The sequence below is a fragment of the Microcoleus sp. AT3-D2 genome (genome assembly GCF_036705715.1).
Lineage (GTDB): Bacteria > Cyanobacteriota > Cyanobacteriia > Cyanobacteriales > Microcoleaceae > Microcoleus.
The window spans coordinates 1-12,264 of the sequence record NZ_JAUBVE010000004.1; the positions used below are offsets into that span (position 1 = coordinate 1).

Here is a 12,264-nt window from a genome sequence, read left to right on the forward strand (position 1 = left end):
TCGTTGACGTACCTGATGATGTCGGCTTTGGCGATAAATTCGCTGTAACAATTTAGACGAAAGAGGATTTATTTCCCGGATAAACATCATATGAAATTCTAATTAACTCATAATTTTGCCTGAATATCATTATACTATGTATTTGTGTAATTAATTCTGTCTAACTACTTAATTGCAGCTATTTCGACGGTGTTAGCGACAATTTTTGGTACAATGCTCGCCCTAGCACTGGAACGCTTTCATTTTCCGGGGCGCAAAGCAGTAGAAGCTTTACTGTTTTTGCCGATTATCATGCCCGAAATTACGATCGGCATTTCGCTGCTAGTTTTCTTTACGCTAGTATTTCGGATCGTAGAAAATCTTACGGGAATTCGCCTGAATCTCGGCTTACCTACCGTAATTATCGGTCACATTGTCTTTAATATTTCCTTTGTGACTATTACTATCAGGGCGCGTTTGGCGGAACTAGATCCTCAATTAGAACAAGCAGCTTTTGACTTAGGCGCTAACGAATGGCGGACTTTTTGGCGCATCACTCTACCTCTGATTTGGCCCGCTATTTTCAGCGCGGCACTGCTGGCTTTTACTCTGTCGCTAGACGATTTTGTCGTGACATTTTTTACCACCGGCGTCGGTTCCATGACGCTACCATTATTTGTTTATGGCATGATAAAATTCTCAGTGACGCCAGCGATTAATGCCATTTCAACTTTGATGTTGTTGGCTTCCTTGTTGCTGGTTATATCATCGTTAAAAGTTCAGAAAAGTTAAAATAATTGCTTTCTGTGTCATAATTATTTTTGTCTGCAACTAACACAACCTATGAAACGCCTGCTGACTTTCCTACTTTTGTTCGTGATGAGTGCAACAATGGCTTTCGGGTGTAGCCGCACAGGTAGCAACCAACAGCAACTGCTCAGCATTTACAATTATGCAAGTTATATCGCCCCAGAAACGATCGCCCAATTCGAGAAAGAGAACAATGTTAAAATTCAATACGACACTTTCGAGAACAGCGACGCACTCTATGCCAAACTTAAACAGGGAAACCCCGGTTACGACTTAATATTTCCCGCAGATTACATGGTGAAAATCATGATCGCAGAAAATCTAATTGAGCCCCTGAACCTAAACAATATTCCCAACCAAAAGAACCTAGAACCTAAGTTTATCAATCAAGCTTTTGATCCGGGAAATAAATATTCGCTGCCCTACCAGTGGGGAACCATGGGAATTGGCTATAACGTGAAAACAATCCAGGGAGAAATTAACAGTTGGGGGGTGATGTTCGACCCGAAATATACCGGAAAAGTCGCGTGGCAAGACGATGCCAGATACACATTAGCAGGAGTTTTAATGTATTTAGGATTTGATCCAAATACCACCAATCCCGAAGAGATTAACAAAGCCCGCGATTTGCTGATTAAAAGTAAAAATATCATTGCAGCTTTTGTCCCCGACACCGGGCAAAATATGCTAGATCAAGGAGAAGTAAATTTGACAATGGAATGGAGCGGTGATATTTTCCAAGTGATGACAGAAAATCCTAATCTCCGTTACGCTATTCCCAAAGAAGGAACAATCATTTTTTCTGACAACATGGCTATTCCCAAAGGTGCGCCCCAGAAAGAGTTAGCGGAGAAATTTATTAACTTTATTTTGCAGCCAGAAGTCGGCGCCCAAATTTCCAATTTTACCCACTTCGGATCGCCCAACAAAGCAGCAATTGATCAAGGTTTAATTGACCCGAAAGATTTTAAAAATCCTCAAATTTACCCGCCGGCTGAGGTGTTTGGTAAAATGAAATTATTGCAGGATGTCGGGAAAGCAACTGCATTGTACGATCGAGCTTGGACGGAAGTTAAAGCAGGGGCCGGAAAGTAAGCTATCCCCCATTTAACTTGCATATTGGGGGCGGGCTAGAAGTCCAACCCCTACTCCCCACAAGAGTTAAATTATTTGATAAGCAATTTAAATCCTGATTAGCTGAGATAGAATTCGTAGGGTGCGTCAGCACAGCGTAATTTTCTAGATAAACTATAGGCTAATCACTGACGCACCCTACCAGGATATATAATAATGCACTCTGTCGAAGTTTTAGAAGTTTCCAAAGTATTTAAAAGTGTCCGCAGTCAAGATTTCTTAGCTGTAGATAACATCAACCTGCAAATTTACGATCGAGAATTCTTTTCTTTACTCGGCCCTTCCGGCTGCGGCAAAACTACAACTTTGCGAATGATCGCTGGTTTTGAAATTCCCACAGCGGGCGAAATTTACATTCACGGCCAACCGATGCAAAATCGCCCGCCATTTCACCGCCCAGTAAATACGGTATTTCAAAATTATGCTTTATTTCCGCACATGACAGTAGCACAAAATGTCGCTTTTGGCTTGGAAATGGAGAATATACCTCAGAAAACAATTCGCGATCGCGTTGCTGAAGCCTTAGCATTAGTACAGTTAACCGAGGTAGGAAAACGCTATCCCCGCCAACTGTCAGGGGGACAGCAGCAGCGAGTAGCGCTAGCAAGAGCATTAGTCAAACAGCCGTCTGTTTTGCTGTTGGATGAGCCCCTAGGAGCGCTGGATTTAAAATTGCGTAAAGAGATGCAGTTAGAATTAAAAAAAATGCAGCGCAAATTGGGAATTACGTTTATTTATGTGACTCACGATCAGGAAGAAGCACTAACAATGTCGGACAGAATTGCAGTGATGGATGGAGGAAAACTGCAACAAGTCGGCACGCCTGTTGATATTTATGAATATCCTAAAACGCGGTTTGTTGCTGATTTTATTGGCGACAGCAATTTTTTAAGTGGTCGAGTAGTAGAAAAGCAAAATGGTAAAATAATCGTGTTGGTTGACCAGCAGTTAGCCGTGTTAGTTGCGACAGCAGAAGATATGCCCGCTGGGAAAGTTGTTACTCTGGTCTTGCGACCAGAAAAAGCTGCTATTTATCCGGCTAATTATGATGTTGAAAATAGCTGGCCGGGAATAGTAGAAGAGGCTATTTATATTGGCACTGATACGCGCTATACGGTGCGGTTGACTGCTAAAAGTTCGATCGCCCTTCGCCGACAAAACTTGCACAGAGATGACTTGCAGCGACACCAAGTCGGCGACAGCGTTCGAGTTGCCGTGCCCCCGGAAAGTATTTGCATTTGTTGACACTCAAGCGGGCTGAAGCCACTGAGATTCTGTGGAAGATTGAGGAGCGGATTGAAGATGTACTTCCTTCCCGGTAGAAGATAATCTACTTCTTCCTTCTGCTTCCTCCTTCCTCCTTCTTCCCTAGCGTCTTCGCGGTTCAATAATATAGACAGTATTGGTGCTAAACTCGCGTTTGACTTTGCACAATTTCCTCCAACAGTCGCTCTTGACTTTTAGCAGGTTCCTTGCAAGTCAAACACTCGCAAACTAACCCGATAACACCTTCAGGCAAATCAGCCTCAATCTGACAGACAGCAGTCGGATAATACTGCGAAATCAACCCCGAAATCTGGTCGGGAGTCGTGCGAATCAGGGTAGAATGCTGATACCAGTCGATCGCCGAAAGTAGACTCGGACAAGCTTGGGGAGCATCTTGTACAATACTGCTGAAAGCTTGCAGACCTTGCTCCGCGCGATCGAGATATTCTAAATTCGGGCCCAACAGCGCGAGGCGAACCAAAGAGGCGATCGCAATTCCATTCGCCGCCGGAGTTGCATTGTCTATATAGCTGCGTTCCCGCACCAACAAATCTCCGCTAGCATCCTTAGCAGTATTGTAATATCCTCCCAATTCCACGCTCCACAAAAACTCATCAAACTCTTCTTGCACCTGCACAGCTTTCTTTAACCAAAACTGAGAATTCGGCAACTGTTTTGCCTCTTCCCCGTTACCTAAAGTCAAACTCGCTTGATGCAAATCCAACAAAGCTTTCACAAACAAAGCATAATCTTCCGACTGCGCGGTTACAGCAGAATGTCCGTCATAATTCAACCGCTGAAACCGCCCATCCGTCCACTGATTGTCTAAAATAAAATTAGCAGCTTTCACAGCTAATTCCAGATATTCCCAATTCCCAAAAACAGCCGCAGCGCGGGCCAAACCCGAAATCATTAAGCTATTCCAAGCAGCAATCATTTTCGTGTCAGTAACGGCGGGAATTCTACCCGGCCAACTGTCGTTTTTAGCTTCTTGATTGTTGCGGGCTGGCGGAAAGGTTTTTACAGTATCGAGATTGCCACCGTAGCGAACTTGAAAGAGTTTAGCCAAAGCCGTTTCTACTGTGTCGCTCAGTTTTCCTGGATGGCGGCGCTGCAATACATTATTGCCTTCAAAATTGCCGCTGCGACTAACAGTAAACTGTGCTTTAATTTCTGCCAATTCCTCAGCAGTTAATAGTTGTTCCAGCTCGGCATAAGTCCAGACATAAAATGCTCCTTCTTCCGGTTCAACTTCTTCAGAAGTGTTAAAGCTGTCAGCATCCTGTGCAGCATAAAAATAACCTGTCGGCGCGGTCATTTCTCGCTTCAACCATTCTACTGTCCCCGCGATCGCACTTTCAAAAGCCGGTTCTTGTATTCCCGCGCTCCACAAATTTGCTAAATACTCAACAATTTGACCGTTGTCGTAGAGCATTTTTTCAAAGTGTGGCACAGTCCAAGTCGCATCAACCGTATAGCGGTGAAATCCGCCTCCTACGTGGTCGTAAATGCCGCCCAAGGCTAAGTCTAATCCGCGCTGAGTGCAGACTTGTTTGCTGTCGTATTTTGATTCAAAATTAAATCGCGTTCCCCGCAGTGCTAGCTCAGCATAAGGTATCATCGGAAAACTGGGGCCGGGGTTGCTGCCCGCAATAATTCCGGTGTTGATTTCTAAGCCTTTTTGGAAGAGTTCGCGATTTAATTCGGCGGTTACTCCTGACAGCGCTGCCGACTGTTGGAGGTTGCCTAAAATCTCTGCTTTGAAGGCTTCTACTTTGCCTTTTTCTGTGTCGTAAAAGCGGCGAATTGCTTGCAAAACTTCTAAAAATCCCGGCCGTCCGTAGCGCGGTTCTACGGGGAAATAAGTGCCTCCGTAGAAGGGAACTCGCTCGTCGGGAGTGAGAAAAACGTTGAGCGGCCAACCGCCTTGGCCGGTCATCATTTGCAAGGTTTGCATATAAATGCTGTCGATATCCGGGCGTTCTTCACGATCGACTTTTATCGGTATAAAATGCGAATTCATGTATTGGGCGATCGTGCCATCGGAAAATGCTTCCCCTTCCATCACCGTACACCAGTGGCAGCTAGAGTAGCCAATTGACAGGAAAATCGGTTTATTTTCGCTTCGGGCCGCTTCCAAAGCTTCGTCGCACCAGGGCCACCAGTCGATCGGATTTTCGGCGTGTTTCCGCAGGTAAAGGCTTTGGGATTGAGCAAGACGGTTGACCATAATCAAATCCACTTTCACTCGTACTGGGTAAGCTTGTCAGTTCTCTAGCAGTTTAGCGCGAGATGTTTTAGTTGAGTTGTTGCTGATAATTATGTTTTAATATTAAGGCTGATTATCTCGATATAATATGAGCTTATCATCTCGGAGAACCTTCAATCAACAGCTAGGACAATTTTTGCTGAGTGTTGCTGTTCCTCCTGCTGTTATCAAACTGACCCAAACTGAATCCTCGGAGCAAGCTTTATTAGAAACTAATCTTAACAATCTTCTTGCTAAAGCAGACCCAGAAATAGAATTATTAGTCCCAACCTTTTTAGGTAACGACAAGCGTCGGTTCTACGGCAGAGGTGTTCCGAAAAGCTTGAAGTTAATCGACAAATTTCAACTAGGGAGCGGCCGGACTTTTCTGGGAAGGCGGTCTGTAGTTTGGAGCGGTGCCGGTTGGACAGGACAGCCGACCATTACCAGAGACGGGGGAAAAACTTATTTAATTATAGGTGCTTATGACCACAATTTGCGAAAAATAGATATTGCTACTAATAAAGAAGTTTGGCGCTATAAATTTGATGATGTAATCAAAGGTTCATCAACGATTTATATCGATCAAAAAGCTAGCGCCGAAAACAGAATTGTAATTTTGCAGGGAAGCCGCAGTGGGGGTGGTGGCAAAAAAGTAGTGCCTAGTTTTAGGGCAATATCTTTTAGAACTGGCAAAGAACTGTGGAAATTGGACATCAGGAAAACGCCCAGCTACAGCCGGGATAATGACAGCAGCGCTTTGGACATCGGCGGTGGCGTTTTGTTCAATGCGGGGGAAAATGCGATCGGCTATTTTCTTGATAGTTCCACAACCAGTGCAAAAATCAAAGAAGGCATAAAGCAGCCAAATATCTTGTCGGAAGTACAGCTTTATGCAGCAGGAGATATCAGCAAACACGGCGGCAACTTGGTAGCGGAATCATCGCCATCAAGGCTCAAAGATAGAATATTTATAGCTGCTGGTTCCGGTCATATTTACGGTATTAGCATTGAAACTAAAAAGATAGTTTGGGATTTCTATACTGGTTCAGATTTGGATGGAAGTGCTGTAATCTCTAAATCAGGGAAACTATTTTGTGCCATTGAAAAACAATACATTCAGGGCAACGGCGGAGTGCTGAAGCTGAATCCAAACAAGGAACCGAATGCCAGCGTCGAATGGTTTTTGCCTACCGGAAATCGCCGAGTTTCTAGCTGGGAAGGGGGGATAATTGGCTCGGTGGCGTTGAATGACGAGTACAATTCAGGGGAGTTTCCGGCGCTGTTTGCCACAAATGCGCTCGACGGCAATTTGTACATCGGTTCCCAAGATATGATTACAGGTAAAAAAATTGCTGTGCCTTGGCGAAACCAGTCTTACGATACTCCGGTAATAGTATTTAAAAAAGCGATTGGTTCTTCAATTTCGACTCCGATTTTTACCGATGGCAATAAACTGATCAGTGCGGGATACAACGGTGTTTATTTGTTCAATTTGAATTGGGAACGAGCGAAGTCGGGGGATCAGAATGCCTTGAAAAATGCTAAAGGGGAGTTTTACCGTTTGAAAGTAATAGAATCGGGGAGATTTAAGCCGGGTTTGTCATTTGAGGCGACGCCTGTAGTTTGGGACGGAATTGTGAGGATTTGCGCCAGGGATGGCTGGATGTATACTTTGGGGTGAACTACCTACAGTCTTGGCGACTCTCGGAAGTGCGATCACATCCTCATTTTCTAGATGTTGAAATCCGCCAATGCCACTACCTGCCGTTTAACTGCGCTTATCGGAAACCTGTTATATAGCAATCCTCGCATCATTTGTGAATTTCTTACTCCCTCCCCTCTTACAAGGGGCGGGTTCACCAACCATACCTGCCAATAATTGACAACCTCAGAAACCCGCCCCTTGTATCTTAAAAGAGTGAGTTAGTCGATCGCCATATCAATCAGGCGATCACCGATCATTTAGATGTCAAATGAGTCGATCGTCTCGGAGAACCTTCAATCAACGGCTGGGATAATTTTTGCTGACTGCGACGGTTCCTCCTGCTGTCCTCAAACAGTGCCAAACTGAATCTGGGAATTGACGGAGTGACAACGCCGCTGAAACCTTGATATATAAATGGTTTAGGCTCTTCAACCTCCCTCAAGAGATTAGTAATTATCACAAGTTTATTGACAATTTTGATGGTAGCGAACACGAACAATCGTGATTAGGCCCTGCAGAAAGCCTAAAAATTAGCGATCGCACGCACACATTTTTTTGATGACAAGCTACTCAAACCCTTACTGCGTCAAGTATTTCTACTTGCTTATCACCCGTTAAATCTTGGAATCGAGCGTTTTCGGAAAAATAATATTAACCAATTTTTAGCCAAAGCAGACCCAGAAATAGAATTATTAGTCCCAACATTTGTAGATAACGACCACCCCGCCTTCCACGGTAGACGCAGGGCTGTTTCATTCTCTTGTAGGGGCAGCCCTCCGTGGCTGATCCAATCCCACCAAATGCCTAACAAATCCTGGATGGGTCGGCATTCTTGGCACGAACCGTACAAAAAGCTGGTTTTCCTGAGAATGAAACAGCCCTGACGGTAGAGGCGTTCCGAAAACTATGTCCCAGAAAGTCGAGTCGTCCCTTTAGTTGGTCAAAGTTCCGGCGTCACAGATAATAACGACCCCCGAAACCATTGGTCTCTAAACTGAGATGTTGCACCACGATCGATAAGCCTGTTTTGGGCGGGATCTCCTGCCCAACCCCCACTCCCCACAAGAAAACTCATTCTTTGTGGAACGGGCCGGAGGGCGCGTTCTTAATAATGGTGCAACATATAAGTCTAAATGGCGCTTGTTGCTGAATCCGAAAGCGAGAATCGACGCACCGAATATGATCCAAGATTTTGTCCTGAGTTATAGCCCAGATTCCGCAGCTTCAACTGTCAGCATCGGTTTTTACCTATTTTTACCCAGCAATCAAGCTATCACTTAAACTTTTCTACCGTACATTAACGGATAAAAAACTTTTTAAGGGCATAATTTAGAGCTTAAAAAGAGTTTTATCAGTAATTATGCTGTGTGAAAACCCAGGTTAGGAAGGTGGTTATAGCTTTTTGAAAGAGAGAAAAGTCAGGACTAAAATCCGGGTGGCAGCACCCCTATTTTTTGATGTACGCCATAGCAAATAGCTAGCTATAACTCATCAATTTAGGCATTTTGGCTAAATCCAATCAGCGTATTCTGAATCTTCATCGAATCTTTATCAAAACTACTTGCATTAACTTGTGCTTCCGTTTAGATTGAATATGTGAAGGAAAAAAACCTGCTTCCAGTCAACATAAAAATAAAGGTGTCAACCATGAAATCCCAATTAAACTTAGTCAAATATATTTTAGCTGTTGCCGGTGTCGCTACTCTTAGTGCAGTATCCGCAGCACCTGCCTCTGCCATCGGCTTGGCACCTGCCTCTGCCTTCAGCTTTGCTAATATCGTGGGTGGGGATACGCCAGGAGATGCCTATGCAAATAGCTTTTCATTTGACGTAATTGACCAGGGTTCATCAGTTCTTTTTAATATCTTCAACTCTGGAAATCCCACAGCCTCTGATATGTTTATCAGTAAAGTTCTGTTTGATGATAATGGCTATCTCTCTAATGCAGTGGCTAACGTTGCTAACATTGGTAATGTAGCTTTTACTGGTGGTGCTGGTAACGATCAGTTGCCTCAAGGTGGTAATGGCTTCACCACAGACTATGCCTTCTCACGTAACACTGGTGGTGGTAATAAATGGGGTATCCAAGGTGGCGAAACTTTGGGACTGAGCTTTACTGGAAATTATGCTAACGTAGTTTCCGCTTTGAATACCGGTGCCTTAAAATTAGGTTTGCACGTTCAAGCCTTACCCAATGGTGCAAGCGATTCTTACATCAGCAGCACTAGCAACACTGAAGCTACTCCTGAACCTTTAACAATGCTTGCTGCTGGAGCCGCTGTTGGTTTTGGTACTATGTTCAAAAAGCAACGCGATCGGGCTCAAAAAGCTGAATAAGCTATCATTTGAACTCGTTTTTGATTCTAGCTTGATGTCAAACTGATTATTTTAGGATAGGACTAAAAACCTGGTTTCACCAAGAAACCAGGTTTCTTAGTATCTGATAGCGCGCAGCCGTGAAAACCCCGGGCTTTTAAGGCCAGATGAAACGCAGTTGTAGCGTTACCGCTGTTATTAAGATCTATAATTGAGTCCTGGGAATCAAATTTATCAACTAGGCATTGAAACATCTTAGAGGGCGAGCACTCCCTGCAACCGACTAATCCGAATTGATGCGGAACTGTTAAAGGGCGAATAATTGCTGGATGGATGGCGTAATTACAGCACCCCAGGGTACTGGTATTGAACGTCAAGTCGCCCCTTGACAGAGCATTTAAGAACTACCGTAAAGCTGTTTCTGAAGAATTTCCGCTCTAAATACACTGAGATTCTTTAAAAGGAGATAATCACCATTGATCGTTACTCGAACTCTAACTCGCTCAGCCGTATTTACTCGAACCTCAGTGTCACACACTGCGCGGTGCCAATTGCGTCTACTCTCAAGAAATCCCAGCCTCATTGAGGCTACTTATTTTTAATTTTTGTTTATTCACTCGCTTTTTAGTATTTGCTTACAGGGGCAAAGTAAGCAAGCGCTAGGAATCCAACCAATCATTTCGAGTAACAGTCTTTTCACTAGGTGTCCTAATGCTGAGCTATGCGTTGCATCTGAGTTTCACCATTCATCAAATTCCAGAGTATCTACTAACCTCATCTCATGATTTACGGCGATTAACACCCTCCGAGTCCTTTCCGTAGGAGGGGTTCAAGCTACTGAGTTGTCCACATCCCCTACTATTTTTATGATATGATCTAAGAATAGTCTGGACTGTTTTTACTTCGGAGTCTGAAACCCTGGATTTTCCGTTGGTACTTCGATTGCCGAATCGCCGAGAAACCCTTATTCTAGGGTTGGCAATCAAAAACAGTCCGCAGTATGGCTCTCCTCAATCAACTAATAACTAATATCTAAAATGTTCAAGAGAAAACTTTTTTGGCTCATCATTATCGCCACAGCTTTAGTAACTCTGAATATGACACTCCTGTGGAAACTGGGCGATGTTGCTCATTTTTGGATGAGTATAGTTTTTTGGTTCGCTGTGGGTTCCCTGCTTTGGGACAACCAGGATATTCTCAAACAGCGTGAGATCAAAAGTGACCTATTATCGACAATAGCAGGGACGCTATTAATAGCTTTTATTCTCTTTCAAAGTGCTGTGGTTTCCAGTAAATTCGATCCTTTTTTAAGAGTTGTACCTTTTTTGTCTGGTTTAGGTTTGAGCCTAATTGCGGTAGGTTTTCAAAACTTAAAACTATATTGGCGTGAATTGGTAATACTATTTTTTCATGGCACTCCCAGTGTCCTTACGTTACCTTTCGTGGATTTTGTTACCTCACTTACTGCTAAATTTGCTCATTATTCTTTGTGGTATGTCGGTTTTGATGTAACACGCGACGGTAATTATGTTGCTTTGCCAACAGGAAGGGTGTTGGTAAATGGGGGTTGTTCGGGTATAGAGGCAATGAATTACTTATTAGGTTTAGCGGTAATTTGTTTGGTGATGTTTCCTACTAAACAAAATAAGGCTTTGGTAATAGGTGTCGCTGTCATTTTTGGTTTTATTATTAATGTTTTTCGAGTTGCGGGAATGGCATTGTTAGTTGCATCTAATCGCCTAGATTTGTTTAAATATTGGCATGAGGGTGAAGGTTCTTTAGTCGTGGGCATGATTGCGGTGATTTTGTTTGGGATATTTTATCAATATATGTTGAAACGAGATAGCAAACTTAGTCAAAGTTCGGGAAATTAATTAGTTGCAATTTGAGGAAATATATCGGTTCTTCGATTTCCCCTCCCATAGTCATTCGATTTTAGATTTGAGATTTTAGATTTTGGATTTACCCCACGGGTAAATTCGGCGGCGTGAGGATTTTAGATTTTAGATTTTGGATTGATTCCACGGATAAATCACGTGGCGGGTACCACCTTTGAAATTCTTGGTTAGGAGTCTCAATCACTCAAATGTCCGGGTGTTGAAATCCGCCAATGTCACTACCTGTCGTTTAACTGCGCTTATATCTATCATAGAAAGGATGTCAGGAATTATCGGAAACCTGTTATGGCGACAAATGAAAGTCAAATAAATCAAATTTACGGTTCAGAGGATGCTCAGGGTATTTTACAGCTTGCGATCGCGCGGCGACAAGATGAAGGAGAATTATCCAGAGTGCAGCTTTTCGAGATTGCAGCGGAATTGGGCATTTCCGAACAGGATATTGTAGCGGCGGAACAGCAATGGTTAGCAACTAGAGGAGAATTTCAAGAAAAGCTGGTTTTTAACTCTTACCGTCGTCGCAAACTACAGAAAAATGTGACAAAGTACGGCATTATCAATACTTTTTTAGTTTTGTTTAATCTAGCAGGCTCGCACGAGCTTTCTTGGTCGCTCTTCATTTTACTAACATGGGGATTAGGATTGTCGCTGAATGCTTGGAATGTTTATCAAACTGAAGGGGAAGATTACGAAAAAGCGTTTCAGCGGTGGCGGTTGAAGAAACAAGTCGGAGAGTCTATTGGTACTGCAACTAATAAGTTTATGAAGTGGTTGCAGTCGTGATTTTCTCTTAAGAAAAAAGCGATCGCTTTTTCTTCAAATCAAGTACCGCCCATACAAAGAACTAGCAAAAGATAACTATCCTGCCGGAAAAACTGGAGCAAATGATTAATAACTGCTGTAAT

The 12,264-nt window shown here is 43.4% G+C and carries 7 protein-coding genes and 1 pseudogene; 7 read left to right on the forward strand and 1 reads right to left on the reverse strand.

The features are described 5' to 3' along the window. Nucleotides 1-174: 174 nt before the first annotated feature. The 3 genes and pseudogenes from QUB44_RS02795 to QUB44_RS02805 form a co-directional block, all read left to right on the forward strand. A pseudogene (locus QUB44_RS02795) lies at nucleotides 175-771 on the forward strand (ABC transporter permease); the annotation flags it as partial. 51 nt (nucleotides 772-822) lie between these two features. Next, nucleotides 823-1,884, forward strand: coding sequence for a spermidine/putrescine ABC transporter substrate-binding protein (locus QUB44_RS02800; RefSeq protein WP_333362842.1), 1,062 nt, complete (start codon nucleotides 823-825; stop codon nucleotides 1,882-1,884). Between the two features lie 195 nt (nucleotides 1,885-2,079). Next, nucleotides 2,080-3,168, forward strand: a complete 1,089-nt coding sequence (locus QUB44_RS02805; protein ID WP_333362845.1) for an ABC transporter ATP-binding protein — start codon at nucleotides 2,080-2,082, stop codon at nucleotides 3,166-3,168. Between the two features lie 163 nt (nucleotides 3,169-3,331). Here QUB44_RS02805 and QUB44_RS02810 read toward each other — a convergent pair whose 3' ends face one another. Next, nucleotides 3,332-5,419 (reverse strand): thioredoxin domain-containing protein, encoded by a 2,088-nt coding sequence (locus QUB44_RS02810; protein ID WP_333362848.1) that lies wholly within the window; start codon nucleotides 5,417-5,419, stop codon nucleotides 3,332-3,334. A gap of 127 nt (nucleotides 5,420-5,546) precedes the next feature. Between QUB44_RS02810 and QUB44_RS02815 the strand changes: the two genes are divergently transcribed. The 4 genes from QUB44_RS02815 to QUB44_RS02830 all read left to right on the forward strand — a co-directional run bounded on the left by QUB44_RS02815 (nucleotide 5,547) and on the right by QUB44_RS02830 (nucleotide 12,142). Continuing rightward, nucleotides 5,547-7,121 (forward strand): outer membrane protein assembly factor BamB family protein, encoded by a 1,575-nt coding sequence (locus QUB44_RS02815; protein ID WP_333362851.1) that lies wholly within the window; start codon nucleotides 5,547-5,549, stop codon nucleotides 7,119-7,121. A gap of 1,620 nt (nucleotides 7,122-8,741) precedes the next feature. Further along, nucleotides 8,742-9,482 (forward strand): PEP-CTERM sorting domain-containing protein, encoded by a 741-nt coding sequence (locus QUB44_RS02820; protein WP_333362854.1) that lies wholly within the window; start codon nucleotides 8,742-8,744, stop codon nucleotides 9,480-9,482. 1,016 nt (nucleotides 9,483-10,498) lie between these two features. After that, a complete protein-coding gene (gene crtA / locus QUB44_RS02825; protein WP_333362857.1) occupies nucleotides 10,499-11,335 on the forward strand; it encodes a cyanoexosortase A in 837 nt (278 codons plus the stop codon). 309 nt (nucleotides 11,336-11,644) lie between these two features. Continuing rightward, nucleotides 11,645-12,142: a 2TM domain-containing protein gene (locus QUB44_RS02830; RefSeq protein ID WP_333362860.1), complete on the forward strand. Its 498-nt coding sequence runs from the start codon at nucleotides 11,645-11,647 to the stop codon at nucleotides 12,140-12,142. Nucleotides 12,143-12,264: the final 122 nt, after the last annotated feature.